The organism is Brachybacterium sp. NPDC056505 (genome assembly GCF_042794925.1).
Lineage (GTDB): Bacteria > Actinomycetota > Actinomycetes > Actinomycetales > Dermabacteraceae > Brachybacterium > Brachybacterium kimchii.
Window position 1 is genome coordinate 52,493 of sequence record NZ_JBHTSV010000005.1, and the last position, 19,173, is coordinate 71,665.

Genomic DNA, 19,173 nt, shown 5'->3' on the forward strand with positions numbered 1-19,173 from the left:
GTCAGTCCTCCGATCCCTTCTCGCCTGCCAGCCAGGTCATGGCCTGCGAGAACAGCTTCCCGTAGCCGTCCCAGTCCATGAACTCGGTGGGCGCCCAGTGCGGGGAGACGTCCGATGCGAAGGCGAGGGTGCGACCCTCGCCCACGGTGCGCACCGCCAGCAGCGGCTCGCCCTCGACCTTCGCGAGGACGGCGGCGTCGTCCTTCGCGACCAGCTGCTGGTAGCCCAGCAGGATCGGCCAGGTCTGGTCGAGGCCTGCGACGACGGGATGCTCGATGTCGGTCAGAGCGCCCTCGACGCCCTGCGGCGACTCCACGCGGTCGTCCCAGCGCTGGATGTCGACGGGGAGGATCTCCTCGATCGCCGTGCCCGCGTAATTGGCCATGCCCTGGAATCCCTGGAAGGAGAGGTAGCCACCGGCCATCATCAGGCCACCGCCGTCGCGGACCCAGTCGCGCAGCAGGTGCAGGCGGTGGGGGGCGGGGCGGCCCTGCTCGAACACCTTCGGGGGCAGCAGCAGCGTGTTGGCGCCGACGTCCGAGAGCAGGACCACGTCGTAGAGGTCGAGCTCCTCTCGGGTGAGGGGGAACTGCTCGGCCACGTCGTGGGAGCGCAGATGGGTGACCTCGTGCCCGCTCTCGCGCAGCACGTCGAGCAGGTGCGCGCAGCCGATGTGCACCTGTGTGTGGGGGAAGGCGTCATACCCCTTGTGGTCGATCGTGGCGCTGACCCACGACTCGCCTGCCAGCAGGACCTTGGCCATCCGTGCTCCTCCTCGAACTCGTGAAAGCGTTGCGCAACGATTGCGCAACGTTGTGTTGACGACTGTAGGCTCTCGGTGCGCGAAGAGCAAGAGGCGGCCGCGCAGAACGGCGGCTGCACCGGCGGAAGGGGAACCATGTCGATCTCAGGTGTCGCCCGGGAAGCGGGCGTCTCGCCGTCGACGGTCTCGCGCTTTCTGCGCGGCCAGCTTCGACTGAGCGGGGCGACCGAGGATCGGATACGCGCTGCCATGCAGGCCACGGGGTACTCGGCGCCGCGTCGAGAGATCCTCCACCTGGGCCTCGTGATCCCGGAGCTGTCCAACCCGTACTTCGCGCAGCTGACGCAGGCGCTCACCGACGCCGCCCATCATCGCGACCTCGAGGTCTCGGTCTTCGTCTCGGACGGGCGCGAGGATCGCGAACGCAGGATCGTCGCGCATTGCGCACAGGATGGCGACGCAGGACTCGACGCGCTGGTGTTCGTGTCCATGACCGGCAGCAGTGCCGTGCTCGAGGAGGTGCCGCGCTCGCTTCCGTTCGTGGTGCTCGACGAGAGGCTCGACGGGGAGGTCGCGCGCGGGATGTCGTTCGTGGGTGCGGAGAGCTTCGAGGGCGGCTATCAGGCGACGACCTTCCTGCTCAGTCGCGGTCACCGGCGGATCGCGCACGTGGCCGGGCCCGGCAGGCTGGGGTCTGCACGCGAGCGGCTGCGCGGGTACCTGCGCGCGCTGCGGGATGCCGGGGTCGAGCCGGACCCGCGCCTGGTGCTCGAAGGGCCCTACTCTGAGTCGTTCGGCGCGAGCGCGCTCTCCCAGATCCTCCGTCTCGAGGACTCGCCGACCGCGGTGTTCGCCGCCAGCGACGTCGTCGCCGTGGGGATGGCCGCGGCCGCACCGATGCACGGGGTGCGCATCCCCGACGATCTCTCGGTGATCGGTTTCGACGGCATTGAGCAGGCGTCCTGGGTGACTCCGCGCCTGAGCACTGTCGTCCAGCCCTTCGGGGAGCTCGCGCGGTCCGCGTTGGACGAGATCGAGGCGCTCAGCGGGGGCGCAGAGCCGAGGGCGCGCGTGCTGCCGATGGAGCTTCGGATCGCGGAGTCCGTCGCTGGGCCGAGAGCCGCAGAATCGGACGAGGCGCGGCACCGCTGACGGGCGGACCTCAAGACGGCGGTGCTGAGCCCGCACCCCACGGCCGACTCACTCCGCGTCGGGGACCAGCGCCTGCTCGAACGCGCGGGCCGCGTCGTGGAGCTGCGCGATCTCCAGGTGCTCGTCGGCCGAGTGCATCTGCGTGGGATCGCCGGGCCCCCAGACGACGACCGGGACGCCTGGCGCGAGTGCCTGCAGAACGGAGCCGTCGGTGAAATACGAGACTGGGGCGGGGTCCAGGTCGGCGGGCAGTTCTCGAACGAACGTCGCGTCCGGGTCTGTGCGCAGGGCGGAGAGGTCCAGGATCGTCCGGACCTCGTCGATCCCCTCGACGCCCTGCCAGTGCCGGCGCAGGGCGGCGGAGTCCCCGATGGTCCGCTGGTCCAGCGTCGCGACCGCCTGTGCGGGCACGATGTTCGTGGCCTCGCCGCCGTGGAAAGTGCCCACGGATGCCGTCTCCGCTCCGAGCAGCTGGTCGTTGCGCAGTGGGGCCGTCTCGAGCGCCGGGCCGATCGCGGCGGCGAGTCGCGTCACGGCGTTCACTCCACGCTCGGGAGCCGAACCGTGTGCGGAGGTTCCGTGGGAGATCAGGCGCAACCAGCATGCGCCGCGGTGGCTGCAGCGGACGCTGAGCGAGGTCGCCTCGGGGATGATGATTCCGCTGAGGTCGAGATCGGAGATCGCATCATCGGCGCGCTGGGCCCCGAGCGAACCGATCTCCTCGTCGGCGGTGAGCAGGAGATGACCACCAGCTCCCCGGCGAGCTGCTGCGACGAGTGCACAGGCGGCCGCGGCGAGGCCGCCCTTCATGTCCACGGATCCGCGACCGTGAAGGGCGTTGCCGTCGGAAGCGCCGCTCAGCGGGTCACGGGTCCACCGGTCAGGGTCCCCGACGGGCACGGTGTCGGTGTGACAGGCGATCAGGGGCACGGGGGTGCCCGTCGGTCCGAGGGAGATCAGCGTCCAGGGTCGTTCCTCGCCGCCGGCGGAGACGCGCGCGTCGGGCGCTCCGGACCGGATCGCATCCACCACGTGCTGCTGGACTGCGCGCATGCCATCTGCATCGCCCGAGGGGCTCGAGATGCGGATCAGGTCGCGGGCGAGGGAAAGGGAGTCGGCCACTGGGGGTCCTTTCGGGCGTCGGTCGATGTCGGCCATTGTGCCCGGTGCGATCGCCGCAGCAGGTCGAGGTCGTCAGCCCACGTCCTCCCACGCCCGCATGCCCACCACATGCGCGGCGGGCGCGCCGTTGGTCTCCTCGACGACGAGCCGCAGGGCAGCGGTCCGCAGTGGTGCCGGGAGGCGGATGCGGCGCAGACGCTGACGATTGTCCTCGAGGTGAGCGACCTGGTGCCAGGCGCCGTCGGTCCATGCTTCCAGGCGCGCGTCGCGCACCAGGGTGGGCATGGCCTCGTCCTCCGTGCGGTGGTGATGGAGGTTGATGAGGTCCACGTTGACGTCGTCGTCCAGGACCAGGTCGATCTGAGCGATGCGCTGCGGGCGCCCCCAGGTCGCGGCGAGCCAGGGCTGCGGGTCCTCGCTCGTAGGGGCCGAGACCCACATCTGCGGCCCGCCGTATGGGCGGGCATGGCCACCGCGGGCGCGGTCCGGCGCATAGACGGCGGTCCCCGGTGCGGCGCGAAAGCAGATGCCCTCGCCGTGCAGCGTCTCCTTCCACTCACGCCACTGCTCGGTGTGCTTCTCATCAGCGGGCATGTCTCGTCGGCGCATGGTCACGGTGCCGGGCTCGACGCCACGTCCCCGGTGGACGCGCAGCGCAGAATTCGCCCGCAGAACGGCGAAGACGTTGCGGGGCGCATCGGGCGCGTAGTCGAGCTGCGCGTGCGCCCAGCTGCGGCCGGCGGGGACGGTCATCTCGAGCGTGCGGACCCGCTCGTGGGGCAGGTAGTTCTGCGGCTTGCCGGTGGTGAAGAGCTCGAGGACCAGGGTGGTGTCCCGATCGGCGTCCAGCAGCAGGTCCAGCCCTTCCAACGACGCTCCGACGGGCAGCACGATCCCCAGGTCGGTCTCGAGGGGGAACTGCCCGGCGCTCGCCGTCGAGGCGAGGGATGTCTTGGTCGAAGAGGCCGTGAACTCGGCCTGGAGTGCGAGGTCCGCCGGGTCCTCATGGGGTGCGCCAAGGACCGATGCGTCCGCCCGCACCAGCGCGCGCCGCAGCGCTGTGAGATGACCGGCGGCGAGCTCGCGCGGCGCGACCCCGAGCCTGCCGGCGAGGGCGGAGGCGATGCCCGCCGCTTCCCCGAGCACGGCGCAGGTCGCCATCACGCGCGTGGAGCCGAAGGCCACATGGCTCGCGCTGATGTCGCGCCCGGCCATCCACAGGTTCGTGACGTTGCGGGAGAACAGGGAGCGCAGGGGGATGTGGTAGTTCCCGTCGGGATGCCAGTGCCGGGAGCCTCGCTCCGAGGCGTAGACGCCGCCCACGGGGTGCAGATCGATCGACCAGCCGCCGAAGGCCACCCGATCCTCGAACTCGGTCTGTCCCAGCACGTCGTGCTGGGTGAGCACGTGGTCGCCCACGAAGCGTCGGTACTCGCGCTTGCCCGGCACCGCGCCGATCCACTCGAGCGAGAGGTTCTCGGCGTCGAAGCGGCCGGAGTTCTTGATGTGGTCCCAGATGCCGTAGCAGACGGCCTGCAGCTCGTCGCGGATCCGCTCGTTGTCGCGCACGATGTCCAGGTCGCCGCCCCATTCGATCCACCAGTAGTCGCAGCCGTTCATGCTCTGGCGGATCACACGGTTCTCGGGGATCGAGGTCTTCTCGATGTCGACCGCGAAGGAGGGGGCGACGAACCTCTGCGGATGGCCGACGTCCTTCGTGTAGAAGAGGATCGTCGAGCCGAGCATGTCGTCCTCGGGATTCTCCGGCGCCCAGGACTCCCCGTAGGTCTCGCGGTCCTCGCTGCCGCGCATGGAGTCGGCTCCGGCGAGGTGTCCGACGAGCCCGTCGCCGCTGCAGTCGATGAACGCGGGCGCGGTGAAGCGGATCCGCCGCTCGGATCCGCTCATCCACCCGGTGACCGATCGGACCGTGCGGCGGTCGGCCGGGCCGTCGGCCTCGACCTCGGTGACATCGGTGTTCAGGAAGAGCGAGATGTTCTGCTCCGCGCGCACGGTCTCGAGCAGCAGGAGGTCCCAGTAGTAGGGGTTGCCGTCGGGGTTGCGGTACTGGTTCTCGACGAACAGCTCGCCCATGATGCCGGTCTCGCGGGCGAACATGTGCACGCCGTGGGCGGTCGCCCCGCACACCCAGACCCGGACCTCGCTCGAGGAGTTTCCTCCCAGCACGGGCCGGTTCTGCACGAGGGCGACGCGGCTGCCCTGCCGGGCGGCGCCGACGGCGGCGCAGATCCCGGCGAGGCCGCCGCCCACCACGACGATGTCCGCCGTGACGGTCTCGGTCGGGATCCTGGGCTCCCTGCGGAGTCCTGCGTCCTCGGGCGGCACCGTGTCGGCGGCGCCCGTCGTCGGGTCGGTCGTGGTCGGGTCCGTGCTCATCGCGCGTTGGTCCTCTCGGGAGCGTCGGGGGCGTCGGGAGCGTCGGGCTCCTCGGGGTCTGCGGGAGCGACGGGGCCTGCGAAGGTGCCGTCGTCGACGTAGCGCTTGGTCGGGTCGACGGACCGATGCTGGGCGACGAGCAGCCACAGCAGGCTGGTGGCGAGGATGTCGCTCGCGCGGCCGGCGTAGTACTGGGTCCAGACGGTGCCGTTGCGGATCCCGGAGTACAGCGGGAGGTCCGCGGCCTCGGCGAGGGGCGAGTCGGGATCACCGTGCAGCGCGATCGTGTCGGCTCCGGCGGTCCGGGCCCGACGCAGGAAGTCCAGAGTCGCCGCGTCGGTGCCGGAGCGGCCCAGCACGATCACGGCGTCGCGCTCGGTGAGCGTGTTGGCGACGGCCCGCAGGGTGTGGCCGCCCGCCTCGTGGAACCAGGCGGCGATGCCGATGCGCAGCAGCCGCATCTGCAGCTCGCGCAGGGCGATCGCATCGCCCCACTCGCCGTGGAGATGGACGTGGTCGGCGCGGGCGATGGTCCGAGCCGCTCTCTCGAAGGCGCGGACGTCGATGGTGTCCGCAGCCTCCCGCAGGGAGCGCGCGGCGGTGCCCGCGAGGGTGTCCAGGACGGTCTCGGGGGAGTCGGACGGGGTGATGGCGGAGCCGATGTCTCGCTCCCAGCCGGACTGGGTGGCGCGTCCGTTCTCCAGGGCGATCGCGGAGCGGAAGGCGGGGAAACCGGGGTAGCCGAGCTTCGAGGCGAGCCGGGAGACGGTCGCGGCGGATGCCTCGGACGCCGCTGCGAGGTCCGTGATCGAGGCGCTCTGGGCCCGCAGCGGATCGGCGAGGATCACCTCGGCGACGCGCTGTGCTGTCGGGTTCAGCCGCGGCGCGAGGTCGCGGAGCCGCTGGAGGGCGGAGGGCTCTCGTGTCATTTCAGGGCGCTCTCGGTCATCGCGCGGATGAAGCGGCGCTGGAAGATCAGGAACACGAGGAGGATCGGGATGATCGAGATGACGGCGGCCGCCATCGAGAGCGCCGGGGCCATCGCGCCCGTCTCGTCGACGAAGTTCGTCAGCCCCAGGGGCAGGGTGAAGTGCTCGGGGTCGGAGATGAACACCAGCGGCGTCTCGTAGTCGTTCCACGACCACACGAAGGTGAGGATCGCCAGCGCGCTGATCATGGGGATCGCGTTGGGGAGGTAGATGCGGAAGAAGATCTGGAACTCCCGCGCGCCGTCCAGGCGCGCGGCCTCGGCGAACTCGTCGGGCTGGGCGATGAAGTACTGGCGCATGAGGAAGGTGCCCAGCACGGTGAACATGCCGGGCAGGATCAGAGCCCACAGGGTGTCGTAGAGCCCGAGCTGCTGGAAGTAGACGAAGCGCGGCACCAGCAGCAGCTGCGCGGGGATCAGGGAGGTCGCGAGGTAGGCGATGAAGATCTTGTTGCGCCCGGGGAAGCGGAGCTTGGCGAAGGCGTACCCGGCCAGGGTCGCCGTGGCCAGCTCGCCCAGCACGCGCACGACCGCGACCAGCACCGAGTTCAGGAACGCGGGCAGGATCGACGCCTCGCCGAAGAGCACCTCGCGGTAGTTCTCCCAGCGGGCCTGGTCCGGGATCCACTGCATCGGGATCAGGAAGGCCTCGGAGTCGGGCTTCAGCGAGGTGGAGATCATCCACGCGAAGGGGAGCAGGAAGAGCAGGGCGAGGATCCACAGCGGGATGCCCCAGGCGAGCCGGCGGATGCGACGGCGCCGCCGATGCTGCACCCTGCGCGCCGTGAACGTGGCCTCCGGGGACACCGCTTGGCCGACGGATGCGGCCCGAGGGGTGCGTGCGCTCTCAGTCATTCAGGGCCCTCCCGCGCTGGGCTCGCCACATGATCAGCATGATGGCGAAGATGCCGACGAACGTCACCAGCCCGACCGCGGAGGCGTAGCCGAAGCGGTAGAACTGGAAGCTGGTCTGGTACATGTAGAACGACAGCGTGGTGGTCGAGTCGCCCGGGCCGCCATTGGTGATCAGGGCGATCATCCCGAAGGTCTGCGAGATGCCCACGAACAGCGTGACCAGCAGGAAGATCGTCGTCGGCAGCAGGGAGGGCCAGGTGATGGTGCGGAAGGCGCGCCACCTGCCCGCGCCGTCGATCTGCGCGGCCTCGTAGAGCTGGGCGGGGGCGTCCTGGAGGGCCGAGAGGTAGATGAGGTTGGCGTAGCCGGCCTGCGCCCACACGGTGACCAGGATCAGCGCCGGCAGCGCCCAGTGCGAGGAGGCGAACCACTGGGGGAGATGCTCGAGGCCGAACATCCCCAGGAACTGGTTCATCACGCCGGCCGACGGGTCCAGCAGCATCTGCCACGTCATCCCGATCGCCACGATGTTCACGATGTAGGGCACGAAGAAGGCCGCGCGCAGCAGGCCCCGCGCAGGGACGTCCCGGTTCAGGGCGAGGGCGAGACCGAGCCCGACGGCGAGCGTGAGCGGCACGGCGGCTCCCGCGTAGATGATCGTGAGGACCATCGCGTGCCAGAACGACGGGTCCTTGAGCACCGCGAGGAAGTTCCCGAGGCCCACGAACCGGATGCCGCCGAAGCCCGAGACCAGGTCCCACTCGGTGAAGGACAGGAGGATCACCGAGACCAGCGGGATGAAGGTGAAGGCCAGCACCCCCAGCAGGTTCGGTGCGATGAACAGCCACCCCACGAGGGGCTTCGGATCGGAGGGCGCGAGCCCTGGTCTGCGCCCGGTGCGGCGGGGCGGGGCGGAGTCGTCGGCGGGCGGGGCCGACGGCGCGAGGGCGGTGCTCTGCGTCTGCATGTCAGGCCTCCTCGTAGCGGTCGATGAGGGCCTGCGCGTTCTCGTCGATGGTGTCGATCGCCTTCTGCGGGCTGCGCTCGAGCAGCCAGCACACGTCCCTCTGCTGCTCGTACTTCTGCGTGATCTCGCTGTAGGCCGTGAGGTCCGTGTCCATGTGCAGACGGGGACGGACGTCGAACAGCGCGTGCTTGAAGGACTCGAGGTCGAAGTACTCCTCGGCTCCCTCGCCCATGATCCCGGAGAGGATGTCGTCCTCGTCCACGTCGCTGATGATCGACATGTAGCCGGCCTTGAGCAGGTCCGGGGCGCCCTCGAGCTGCCAGAACCTGCAGAACTCCCAGGCCATCTCCTGCTTCTCGCTCTTGGCGTTGACCTGGATGAATGCCCCGTACTCGCCGGTGTTCCAGTCGTTCCCGTCGACGGTCGGCATCGGCGCGGCCGAGACCGTGAAGTCGTGCGGGTACGCCTCCTGATCGCTGAGGAAGCGCAGGGAGTAGGGCGCGGTCATCCAGGAGACGAAGTCCTCGGCGATGAAGTTGTTCTGCTGGTAGGCCTCGACGTGGCGGGCGAGCGCCTGCGACCACGGGTAGAGGGTGCCGCTGCGGATCAGGTCCGAGGAGAGCTCGAGGTGGCGCAGGAACGCCGGGTTCTCGAAGTTCGAGTCGCCGGAGTCGGTGAAGCGGTAGTTCGGGCCGAGCTCGATGCGCGCGAGGTCCGGGAGCGTGTAGGACCCGTGGTGGCCCGTGCTCGCGAGCCGATCGAGAACGTCGAGGTACTCCTCGAGATCCCAGGACGAGGGGAGGTCCACGCCGGCCTTCGTGCGCAGGTCGTCGTTGAACAGGATCATGTTGGGGATCCTCGTCGTGGCGAGGGCGGAGATCCTGTCGCCGTCGATCAGCGCCATCGGCTCCTCGGTGTCCAGGAAGCCGGAGAGCTCCGGGGTCTCGCGGACACGCTTCCCCAGATCGGCGGCGAGCTCCGGGCCAGAGCGCATGGCGAGGTTCTCGATGCCGTAGGTGAAGAAGACATCGATGTCGACGTCGCCCTGCAGAGCGGTGTTCACCTTGAGGTTGCCGCGATCGTCATTGACGTACCGGGTGTAGACGACGGGGATGTCCGGGTGCTTCTTCTGGAAGCGGTCCACGACCTGCTGCGGGCCGCTCTCGGCGGGGACGCCGCCCCAGACCTGCAGGGTGTGCGGGTCCTTCGAGGAGCTCGCGCCGCAGCCCGCCAGGGCGGTGGTGGCAGCAGCGGCACCGAGGCCGCCGAACTGCCTGCGGCTGAGCCGCGGGGATGGACGTGCGTGCATGAGTGACCTTCCGACGCGACGGTGCGTGGGGTTGGCAGGTAGCGCATGCACAACATTTGCGCAATCGCGCACTCACGTCAAGGCTTCACGCAAATCCTATGCGCGAAGAGGAGGCCTCTGCTCGGGCAGAGGCCGCCCGAGCAGGGTTCGCTTAGGCATGCCTCTTGCCGCGGAGGGTCAGCCGTCCGAGCGCGAGAACCGGTTCGTCATCAGGTTGGACGCTGTGAACAGCACCGAGCCGAGCAGCTGATCGGTCTCAGTCCGGATCTGCTCGGCGATGTGCGTGTTGGCTTCCGCGAGCAGAGCGGGAACCGAACCCTCTGGCGCGCCCGCCGCGATCTGCTCGTCGGCCACATGCACGGCCGCGTGGCCGAGGGCGAGGGTCTTCTGCTGGTAGCGCTCGATCGTGGGGATGATCTGCGCGAAGTGCGCGTCGGCCAGGGCGGCGATCAGGCGCGAGGACCAGTAGAAGCTGTCCGTGCTGACCTCGGGCGGGGTCGTCGCCAGGTACGCCGGTGCCTCATCCACGTTCGTGAACATGGGGATCAGGGTGTTGAACGGGTTCGAGGCGAAGGAGATCCACTGCAGCGCCCGCGAGGACTCGGGCAGGTCGGGGCGGATCTGGAGGATCGCCAGCGCGTTGTGCCGATTGATGCCGATGGGGCGGAAGGCGCGACGCTCGGCGTCGGTGCCGCGCGGGGAGTACGGGTCGTAGACGGTGCCCTGATAGTGGGAGCTGAGCACGTCCTTGACGTCCTCGACCGTCAGCTTCCGTTCGGGCCGGCGGCTCCACGGCAGGTCGTCCGAGTCCGGGCGGTGCGGGGCATCCGGGGCGTCCCAGTCCTCGCTCGTGGGGTTCAGCGTGCGCTGCATGAACCAGGCGCGGGGCGTGTTGTACATGTGGTCGTGCTCGGTGTGGGAGCCGAAGGCCTCGCGCGGGTTGAAGGTGCTGCCGGCCCCGTCGGACCCCGTCGAGCCGGAGCGGCGCACGGTGAGATCCAGGTGATGGGTCGCGAGGAAGGTGCGCAGGTCGGGGCTCGCGAGGGGGTCGCGGCCCGCGCCCTCGGCGTCCTCGAGGTCGAAGGAGTCGATGCCGAGCTGGTTCGGCATGGTCACGTAGTGGTCCTCGGGCACACGCCGCGCGATCCAGTGGTGGCCGCCCACGGTCTCGAGCCACCAGATGTCCTGGGCGTCGGAGAACGCGATGCCGTTCATCTCGTAGGTGCCGTGCTCGGTGAGCAGGGCGCCCATCCGCTCGACGCCCTCACGGGCCGAGCGGATGTACGGCAGGACCAGCGTCACGAAGTCCTCCTCGCCGAAGCCGCCCGGCTGCTCCGGCCGATGCCCGGGCTCTCCCTCGGCGCCGACGGCGGGGACGAGCTCCACGAGCGGGTCCGCGCCCAGCACCCGAGGGTTGGAGGTGAGGGTCTCGGTCGCGCTCATCGCGACGTTCGCCGCGTTGATCCCTGCGCAGCCCCAGATGCCCTCGTCGGGCAGGGCGTTGGGGACGGACGTGTACCGCAGCGGATCGTCGGGCAGGTCTATGGTCCGATGGCCGAGGACGCTGGTGTACGTGCGCGGCTGATCCTCCGGGCGCACCACGACCACCCGCTTCGGATCGAACGACCCGTTCGAGGAGTCCTCGGTGCGGGCGACGAGCGGCGAGCCGTCGGCGCTGGCCTTCCGGCCGACGAGGAGCGTGGTGCAGGGCATGGGGCCTCCTGGAGATCGAGCGGGGTGGTGCATACGGCTGTGGCGCGGAACCGCGGGAGCCGTCTCTGCGTTCCACGGTAGTCCGGCCCGACTCAGAACACCGCGAGCGGATTCACCGCGAGCCCCGTCGTGCCGAGGATCCGCGGTGGTGCGAGGGCCAGCATGAAGGCCCAGCGCTGCAGGTCACGGCAGGTTCGGGCGAGCTCGTCGAGTCGGGCGACGTCCACGAGCGGCATCCCCAGGCGGGCGAGGGCGACCTGGTGCATGGGCATCGGGAAGCTCGGTGGGCGGGCGTCCCCGATGTCGCCGACGAAGAGCGAGGCGCCGTGCGCGTCGAGCCACTCCACGGCGCTGAGGTCGAGGCCCGGTGCCGGTGAGGTCGTCGACCGGTTCAGGTCCCAGTCCCCTCGCACCACGATCGCGTCGCCCGGGTGGACCTCGACGTCCTGTCGGTCGAGTGCGGCGTCGAGATCGTCGCCGCCGATCCGCTGCTCGGCGCCCAGCGGCGACCCCTGCGGCGCCAGATCGAGCAGGACCCCGCGCGTGATGATCCCGCGGGTGAACGGGTCGGCCGAGCCGTGGCGCACGCCGACGGGCGCGACGGCCTCCTCGAGGGGCACGCCCGGGTAGATGTGGCCGTCGACCGGCATGTGGGAGACGGCGTCGAGGTGCGTCAGCCCCGCGTTGTGCGTGTTGATCAGCAGCGAGTCCGTCGCCGCGACGGGCGTGAAGCCGTTGAAGTTCACCATCTGCATCACGGCCGCGGGGATCATCTCCGGGGCGCCGACGGGGGAGAGGCCCGTGGTCAGCGACACCGGCGAGGTGGGGCGCGCGAGGCTGACCGAGGTGCCGTCGCGCACCTCCGCGGCGGCCCGGGCGCGAGCCGCGTCGTCGATGAGGTTCAGGGTGCCCAGCTGATCGTCCTCGCCCCATCGGCCCCAGTTGGAGGGGAGGTCCTCGCATGCGGGGAGGTCGTTCCGGTTCATCGCCGTCCTCCCGCGGTCACCTGGTCGATCGCCGCGCGCAGTGCCTCATGGCCGACGCCGCGGGCGCTGAGGTAGCCGTCCGGGCGCACCAGGATCCATTCGTCGTCGCCGAGGCTCAGGGTGTCGCTGACCAGCGCATCGGCGTCGGGAATGCGGTGCTCCGCGCCGAGTGAGGAGGGATGCGTGGTGCCGCGGAGCGCACCGGGGTCTGCCGGGCCGTCCGGTCCGGATCCGTCGCGGCCGACGAGAGTCGCCGTCTCGAGCCAGTCGGGCAGTCCCGAGGCATCGGCGGCGCCCCGGGCGCCCTCGCGGACGACGAGGTGCCAGGCGGGGGTGCGCAGCGCCGCGCGCAGCATCGTCCAGCCGGGTGACTGCGCCTGGTGGGCCCAGACCTGCGCGATGCGCTCCCCGGGCCGCGGGCCCGTCGGGCCGTCGGCCGCGTGGGTCGGGTCCGGCTCGCCCGACGCGATGGTCAGCGCGCTGTCGGGGTAGCCGATCGCGAGGCCGGACATGCCGCGGATCAGGCCGCGCTCGAACTCTTTGTGCCTGCGCTCCGCCTCGGCCGCCGCGTCGGCCGCCGCGTCCGCCTCCGCTTCTGCGCCCGCATCCGCCTCGGCCTGCGCACCGGCGCCGGCCGGGGTCTCCTGCGCCGTCGCGCTCGTCGGGTCGTCGACCATGACGGTCGCCATCACACTGCTCGTGGAGGCGAGCAGCGTCTGGCCCACCGGCACGCGCTCCGCGTCGTAGGTGTCCAGCAGCGACGCGTCGGCCTGGCCCCGCAGCACCATCGCGAGCTTCCACGCGAGGTTGTAGGCCTCCTGCACGCCGGTGTTCAGGCCCTGCCCGGAGGCGGGGGAGTGGACGTGCGCGGCATCGCCGGAGACGAAGCAGCGGCCGACGTGCATCGCGGGCACCGCGCGCTGCTGGATCGTGAAGCTGGAGACCCAAGTGGGCGGCTCGACGACGGTTTCGCGGCCGAGGGCCTGCGTGATCTTGGTGCTGAACTGCCGGGCGCTCTGCGCGGGGTCCGCGGGGTCGCCCTCGCCGGTCGTGTCGAGCAGCCGCCACTTCCGCGCCTCGGGGAACGGGAAGAGCATGAGGGCGCCGCCCTCGGGGAACATCCAGTGCACGCCGTCGCGGTCGACGTCGGTGTCGACGACGGCGTCGGCGATCAGCCAGGTGTGCGCGGATTCGCCGGTCAGGGGCAGGTCGAGTGCCTTGCGGACGGTCGAATGACCGCCGTCGCACCCCCACAGGTACCGTGCGCGCACGGTCTCCGACGCGCCCTTCGTGGGGCTGCCTTCTGCGCTCTCCCCGTCGGCCCTCGCGTTGCTCATCGCGTCGGCCCCGGAGGCAGCGGCCCCGGCGGCGGGATCGCCCCCGTGGCGGAGCGCGGCGGTGACGCCGTCAGCGTCCTGTGCGAAGGACTCGAGCGTCGTGCCCCACTCGATCTCGACGCCGAGCGTCGCGGCGGCGGCGCGCAGCGCGCGCTCGAGGACCACCTGGTCGACGTTGAGCATGAAGGGGAAGCGCGTGGCGAGGTCGCCGAAGTCGAAGTCCAGACGGTTGGTGCCCTCCGCCTCGTGGCGGACGAAGGCGTTGACGCGCGTGCCGTGGGGAGCGATCTCGCCGAGGATCCCGATCTGGTCGTAGACCTCCAGGCTGCGGGCGTGGACGCCGAGTGCGCGGCTCGTCGTCGCCGGTCCTCGGGCCGCGTCGACGAGGCGCACGGATACCCCGGCGCGCGCCAGGTTCACCGCTGCCATGAGGCCGACGGGCCCGGCGCCCGCCACGAGGGCATCGACATCGTGATCAGTCATAGACTTCCTGCTTCCTTCAGTGTTAGCTAAGCTGACACCGGGAAGTGTTCCACCAGGAGGGCGAGAGGGCAATGCTGGACGAGACGCAGAAGACATCCGCAACGGGCCGCGATGCGCTCCCGCTGCTCGCGCTCCTGCAGCGCGGCCTGCGCGTGCTGACCGACGAGTTCGTGCAGCGCATGGAGGCCGCCGGCACCGACCCCATCACCCCCGCGCACGCGATCGTGCTCATGCACCTGGGGCAGGAGTCCCCGCTGACCGTCGCCGAGCTCGCTCGGCGGGCCGACGTCACCCGCCAGACCATGCACCGCGCGGTCATGCAGCTGGTCGACGAAGGGATCCTGACCAGCACCCCGGGATCCGGCTTCCCCCGCAGCACGCTGATCGGGCTGATGGAGGCGGGTGAGCGACGCCGCGATCTCGCGCGCGGCATCCTCGACGAGCTCGATCGCGAGCTCGCGCAGGAGGTCGGCGCGGACGCCGTCGAGGTGCTGCGCGGGGTGCTCGGGCGGGCGTGGGGACGGTGACAGAACCGGGGTCGATGGTGAGGTCCGGGCGCCCGCCGGATCGTGACCCATTCGAGACCGTCCACGTGATCCACGCACTACGCGCTGACCAGGAAATTCGCCGACACTGACCCTGAGGGGACCAGCCCGCATCGACGACGCTGCGGGAGCACCGAAGTCGGTGCTGCGGCGCCCTCACCTCTCGTCGTCACTCCTCGTCGAAGGGCTCTGATGTCTCCTCGTCTCGGCGCGCTCACCGGCAAGAAGAAGGTCGGTGCGATCTCCGCGCTCTCCTGCTGCGGCTGCGGCGGCCTCGCCGTCGTCCTGCTCACCGTCCTCGGCGTCATCGGGGCGATCGTCGCTCCGTCGACGCCCGCCACCCCCGGCGACGACCCCACGGTGGTCGCCCAGTCCGCCGATCGCGACGCCCAGGCGTCCCAGGAGGCGGCCCCGTCGGCCTCCGGGTCGGCGACCCCGACCGAGACGCCGAGCGCGAGCGCGACGCCCACTGCCTCGACGCCACCGAGCGACACCGCTTCGGCCACGCCGTCGGCCAGCGCATCGCCGACCCCCGATGCCTCCACCGCCCTCGGCATGCTCGAGACGCTCGAGGTCAAGGGGCGCGCCCCGAAGACCGGCTACGACCGCGACCTGTTCGGCTGGCGCGACGACGTCGACCACAACGGCTGCGACACCCGCAACGACGTGCTTCGCCGAGACCTCTCGAACATCGTGCTCAAGCACGGCACCGACGGCTGCGTCGTGCTGACGGGCACGCTCAGCCCCTCGCCCTACAGCGGCGAGGACGTCTCCTTCGACCAGCAGAACAACAACTCCCTGGACATCGACCACGTGGTCGCGCTCTCCGACGCCTGGCAGACGGGCGCCTCCGGCTGGGACGAGGAGACCCGCCACGCATTCGCCAACGATCCGCTGAACCTCCTCTCGGTCGAGAGCGGCCTGAACCGGCTGAAGAGCGACGGCGACGCCGCCACCTGGCTGCCGCCTCGGAAGGCCTACCGCTGCGAGTACGTCGCCCGCCAGATCGCCGTGAAGTCCGAGTACGACCTGTGGGTCAAGCCCGCGGAGAAGGACGCGATGCGCTCCGTGCTCGAGGACTGCGACAAGACGCCCGCCTTCGCGGGCGCCGTTGCCACGCCCGATCGCTGGGAGGGCGACAACGCCACCGAGGCTCCGGCGCCGACGAAGAAGCCCGCGGAGAGCCCGAAGACGTCGGGATCCGCGTCCAAGGGGTCGTCGTCGAAGGGGTCTTCGTCCTCGAAGAAGTCGTCGTTCTCCACGAAGTCCTCGTCGGGATCCTCGAAGTCCTCGTCCGGGTCCTCGAGCTCCAAGTCGTCGGGCTCGGGCTCCGGCTCTTCAGGCTCCAGCTCCTCGCGGTCGGGCTCGTCCTCCTCAGGCTCTTCCGGCTCCAGCAGCAGCTCGGGGACCGTGTACTACAAGAACTGCGACGCCGTGCGGGCCGCGGGCAAGGACCCGATCCACAAGGGCGATCCGGGCTATGCGCGCCACCTCGACAGTGACGGCGACGGCGTCGGCTGCGAGTGAGCCGGCGGCGCCGGGGGAGATCCCCCGGCGCCGCTCTCACCCGTCGGCCCTGAGCTCCGTGCCGTACGACTGCTCGGGATCGGCGATGGCGACGGCGAGGGTGGTGTCGGACTGGCCGTAGTACGCGAGCCAGCGTCCGCGGAAGAAGACGAGTCCCTCGACGAAGGTGACGTTGGAGACGAGCCCGTGGGTGTCTTCGAAGGTCTGGGGACGCAGCCAAGGGTCCTGCAGGCGGGCGAGGACCTTCGTGGGGTCCGCGGGGTCGATGACGATCTGGCCGCAGCGGTAGTCGACGCCGTGGGTGCCGTCCTCTGCGGTGATGCGCCGGGCGCCGTTGGTGAGCATCAGCAGCAGCCCCGTGTCGGTGAGCACCGGCGAGGTGCCGATCTCGACCAGGGCTTCGTCGAAGGTGCCGGCGGTGGGGGCGTACATGGGCTCGGTGTCCGGGGTGCCCGGGGTCCAGTGGATGAGGTCGTCGCTGGTCGCCCAGTAGATCGCACCCTCTCCGAAGTACATCCACCACATGCCGTCGATCCTCCGGGGGACGATTACCCCGGCCTTCGACCAGTTGAAGCCGCGGGGATCCATGGTCCGGAAGGTGTCGAAGTGCTCGAAGAGCGGGCCGTGCTTGGTCCAGGTGCGCAGATCGGGCGAGGTCGCCAGGCACAGCTGGGCGGATCGGCGGTCCCACCCGGTGTAGGTGAGGTAGTAGGTGCCCTCGATGAACGCGATGCGGGGGTCCTCGCAGCCGAAGCGCTCGTAGTCGTGCTCGGGGGAGAGGATCGGCGCATCCTCGCGCTCGAAGGTGATGCCGTCGTCGCTGACGGCGATGCCGATGTGGGACACGATGTCCTCCGCGTGCGCGCGGTAGAGCAGGACGACCCGGTCATCGACGACGAGGGCTGCGGGGTTGTACAGGTTCGCCGACTCCCAGGAGTCGCCACGGGGGCGCAGGATCGGGTTGTGCTCGTACGGGGTGAACGGGCCGAGCGGGAAGCGGGCATCGCCGAACAGGGAGATGGCGGTCATGGAGGTCCTTCGAGTGGCAGGGATGTCGAGGGCCGACGGATCGGTCGTCGGCCACGGGCGGGCAGGGCCGTCGCTCACCCCTTGACGGCGCCCAGCACGCCGTTGACGAGGTAGCGCTGGATGAAGACGTACCCCACGATGAGGGGCACGGCGACGATGAGGGTCGCCGCTGCGAGCAGACCCCATTGGTTGGAGTACGCGCCCTTGAAGGCGAACAGCCCCACCGTGATCGGGAACTTCTCCTGGTCCGCCAGCAGCACCGTCGCCAGGATGATCTCGTTCCAGATCCACACCGCCTGCAGGATGAAGATCGTGGTCAGCGCCGGCCTGCACAGCGGCAGGGCGAACGTGAGCAGGTACCGCCAGTAGCCGCAGCCGTCGATCGCGGCGGCTTCGTCCAGCTCGAACGGCAGGGACTTCACGTACCCGGTGAAGAGCAGTGGGCCGACGCCCACGCCCACGGCGACCATGAGGACGTATCCGAGCCGCGAGTCGTACAGGCCCAGGCGCAGCAGCAGCTGGAACTGCGTGATGAGGGAGTTGGGCAGGAACAGCAGGAGCGCGAACACGATCGGCCAGAACCGTCGGCCGCCGGCGATGTAGCCGCGTGCGACGGGGAACCCGACGAGCAGCGTGATCACGGTGCCGATGCCCGCGCCGGCGAGCGTGTACAGGATGCTGTTGAGGATGTACGAGCCGAAGTTGCCCTCGACCCACGCGTCGACGAAGTTCTGCAGTCGGGGCGCGGTCGCGAGACCGACGGGGTCGGCGAGGAAGTCCGCGTCGCTCTTGAGCGCCGTGTTCAGCAGGAACAGCAGCGGGAGCACGAAGATCGCGGCGATCACGACGGCGCAGATGTAGGCGCCCACGGGAGCGCGACGGCGTCTGCGTCGACGTGCCGGCGGGGGCGCCGGCTGCGTCGCGCCGTGCGCGGCGTCGGCGACGGGGGTCGGCGAGGTCGTGGTCGTCATGCGCGGGACCTCCTGGGAGCGCGGGGCACGAGGGGGACGACGGGGTCCGGGGCTTCAGGGGCGCGGGTGGTCACAGCCGTGCCTCCCTGCGGCGCAGGTACGCCAGCGTCGCCAGGGCGATCACTCCCACCAGGACGAACTGCACGGTGGCGATCGCCGCCGCATAGCCCTGGGACTGCGAGAGCGAGGTCCCGGACTCGCCGCCGAAGGCCTGGACGTAGACGAGCAGGGACAGCACCTGCGTGGAGCGGTTGCTGGGACCTGCCAGCACGTAGGTCAGCTGGTAGCTGTGCATCGCGTTGACGACGCCCATCAGCACGTTCGCCGTGAGGGAGGGCGCGAGCAGCGGGAACGTCACGTTGCGGAAGCGCTGCCAGGGACTCGCCCCGTCGATGTTCGCGACCTCGTAGAGCTCGGTCGGGATCGCCTGGAGGCCGGCGAGGAAGATGACGACGGAGACGCCCAGCTGCATCCAGACGTGCACGAGGATCACGAGTCCCAGGGCGATCCTGGGATCGCCGAAGAACGCCGACTGCGTGCCGAACGCGTGCAGGAGGCTCTGCATCGGACCGCCCGCCGGGTTGAAGATCAGCGACCAGATCAGGCCGCTGACCGTCACTCCGAGGATGGTCGGCATGAACACGATCGCGCGGAAGACGTTGCGCCCTCGGATGCGCCCGTTCAGGAGGATCGCCGTGGCGAGGGCGAACCCCATCTGCAGCACGGTGCCGACGAGGGCGAACACCATCGTGTTGCGCAGGGCGTTCCAGTTGTCCGACGCGCGGGCAGGGCTGAAGAAGTCCTTGAAGTTCTCCAGTCCGACCCACTGGGTGGGCACGTAGGTGAGTCCGCGCAGGTCAGTGAACGCCACGACGATCACGGCGACCGCGGGGACGAACGCGAAGAGCAGGAGCATCAGCATCCCCGCCCAGAAGGTGACGCGCATGGTCCCGCGATGGGGGAAGGGGAAGGGGGTGCGCGCCGCTGCGGCGCCGGTATGACGTGAGGCCATCGGGTTCCCTCTCGGAT

The 19,173-nt window shown here is 70.3% G+C and carries 16 protein-coding genes; 3 read left to right on the forward strand and 13 right to left on the reverse strand.

All coding sequences use genetic code 11. The annotated features are described in order from the left end of the window. Window position 1: 1 nt before the first annotated feature. Window positions 2-763, reverse strand: coding sequence for a glutamine amidotransferase (locus ACFQ53_RS05275; RefSeq protein WP_377856359.1), 762 nt, complete (start codon window positions 761-763; stop codon window positions 2-4). Between the two features lie 135 nt (window positions 764-898). Between ACFQ53_RS05275 and ACFQ53_RS05280 the strand changes: the two genes are divergently transcribed. Further along, window positions 899-1,915 carry a LacI family DNA-binding transcriptional regulator gene (locus tag ACFQ53_RS05280; RefSeq protein WP_377856362.1) on the forward strand — a complete coding sequence of 339 codons (1,017 nt, stop codon included), beginning with the start codon at window positions 899-901 and terminating at the stop codon, window positions 1,913-1,915. Between the two features lie 48 nt (window positions 1,916-1,963). Here the strand turns inward: ACFQ53_RS05280 and ACFQ53_RS05285 are convergent, their stop codons facing one another. The 9 genes from ACFQ53_RS05285 to ACFQ53_RS05325 all read right to left on the reverse strand — a co-directional run bounded on the left by ACFQ53_RS05285 (window position 1,964) and on the right by ACFQ53_RS05325 (window position 14,072). Then, entirely contained in the window at window positions 1,964-3,037 is a 1,074-nt protein-coding gene (locus ACFQ53_RS05285) for a M20 family metallopeptidase (protein WP_377856365.1), read from the reverse strand. 72 nt (window positions 3,038-3,109) lie between these two features. Then, window positions 3,110-5,434: an FAD-dependent oxidoreductase gene (locus ACFQ53_RS05290; RefSeq protein WP_377856368.1), complete on the reverse strand. Its 2,325-nt coding sequence runs from the start codon at window positions 5,432-5,434 to the stop codon at window positions 3,110-3,112. Then, window positions 5,431-6,363: a MurR/RpiR family transcriptional regulator gene (locus ACFQ53_RS05295; protein ID WP_377856371.1), complete on the reverse strand. Its 933-nt coding sequence runs from the start codon at window positions 6,361-6,363 to the stop codon at window positions 5,431-5,433. The genes ACFQ53_RS05290 and ACFQ53_RS05295 overlap by 4 nt, the downstream gene beginning before the upstream one ends. Then, on the reverse strand, window positions 6,360-7,277 hold the full coding sequence (locus ACFQ53_RS05300; RefSeq protein ID WP_377856375.1) for a carbohydrate ABC transporter permease: 918 nt from the start codon (window positions 7,275-7,277) through the stop codon (window positions 6,360-6,362). Before ACFQ53_RS05300 ends, ACFQ53_RS05295 begins: the two co-directional genes overlap by 4 nt. Further along, on the reverse strand, window positions 7,270-8,244 hold the full coding sequence (locus ACFQ53_RS05305; protein WP_377856378.1) for a carbohydrate ABC transporter permease: 975 nt from the start codon (window positions 8,242-8,244) through the stop codon (window positions 7,270-7,272). Before ACFQ53_RS05305 ends, ACFQ53_RS05300 begins: the two co-directional genes overlap by 8 nt. A 1-nt stretch (window position 8,245) precedes the next feature. Continuing rightward, window positions 8,246-9,553, reverse strand: a complete 1,308-nt coding sequence (locus ACFQ53_RS05310; protein ID WP_377856381.1) for an ABC transporter substrate-binding protein — start codon at window positions 9,551-9,553, stop codon at window positions 8,246-8,248. A gap of 177 nt (window positions 9,554-9,730) precedes the next feature. Continuing rightward, window positions 9,731-11,266, reverse strand: coding sequence for a C69 family dipeptidase (locus ACFQ53_RS05315; RefSeq protein WP_377856385.1), 1,536 nt, complete (start codon window positions 11,264-11,266; stop codon window positions 9,731-9,733). 92 nt (window positions 11,267-11,358) lie between these two features. After that, the gene (locus ACFQ53_RS05320) at window positions 11,359-12,252 is read right to left on the reverse strand and encodes a cyclase family protein (protein WP_377856388.1); all 894 of its coding nucleotides are present in this window, start codon (window positions 12,250-12,252) and stop codon (window positions 11,359-11,361) included. After that, window positions 12,249-14,072, reverse strand: a complete 1,824-nt coding sequence (locus ACFQ53_RS05325) for an FAD-dependent monooxygenase (RefSeq protein ID WP_377856391.1) — start codon at window positions 14,070-14,072, stop codon at window positions 12,249-12,251. The genes ACFQ53_RS05320 and ACFQ53_RS05325 overlap by 4 nt, the downstream gene beginning before the upstream one ends. 71 nt (window positions 14,073-14,143) lie before the next feature. Between ACFQ53_RS05325 and ACFQ53_RS05330 the strand changes: the two genes are divergently transcribed. Both ACFQ53_RS05330 and ACFQ53_RS05335 read left to right on the forward strand, forming a co-directional pair. Next, complete coding sequence (locus ACFQ53_RS05330; protein WP_377856394.1) at window positions 14,144-14,599, forward strand: MarR family winged helix-turn-helix transcriptional regulator; 456 nt, start codon at window positions 14,144-14,146, stop codon at window positions 14,597-14,599. Between the two features lie 210 nt (window positions 14,600-14,809). Beyond that, window positions 14,810-16,144 (forward strand): DUF1524 domain-containing protein, encoded by a 1,335-nt coding sequence (locus ACFQ53_RS05335; protein ID WP_377856397.1) that lies wholly within the window; start codon window positions 14,810-14,812, stop codon window positions 16,142-16,144. A gap of 36 nt (window positions 16,145-16,180) precedes the next feature. Here ACFQ53_RS05335 and ACFQ53_RS05340 read toward each other — a convergent pair whose 3' ends face one another. The 3 genes from ACFQ53_RS05340 to ACFQ53_RS05350 all read right to left on the reverse strand — a co-directional run bounded on the left by ACFQ53_RS05340 (window position 16,181) and on the right by ACFQ53_RS05350 (window position 19,156). Beyond that, entirely contained in the window at window positions 16,181-17,173 is a 993-nt protein-coding gene (locus ACFQ53_RS05340; protein WP_377856400.1) for a glycoside hydrolase family 130 protein, read from the reverse strand. A 74-nt stretch (window positions 17,174-17,247) separates the two neighbouring features. Beyond that, complete coding sequence (locus ACFQ53_RS05345) at window positions 17,248-18,144, reverse strand: carbohydrate ABC transporter permease (RefSeq protein WP_377856403.1); 897 nt, start codon at window positions 18,142-18,144, stop codon at window positions 17,248-17,250. A 70-nt stretch (window positions 18,145-18,214) separates the two neighbouring features. Continuing rightward, on the reverse strand, window positions 18,215-19,156 hold the full coding sequence (locus ACFQ53_RS05350) for a carbohydrate ABC transporter permease (protein WP_377856407.1): 942 nt from the start codon (window positions 19,154-19,156) through the stop codon (window positions 18,215-18,217). Window positions 19,157-19,173: the final 17 nt, after the last annotated feature.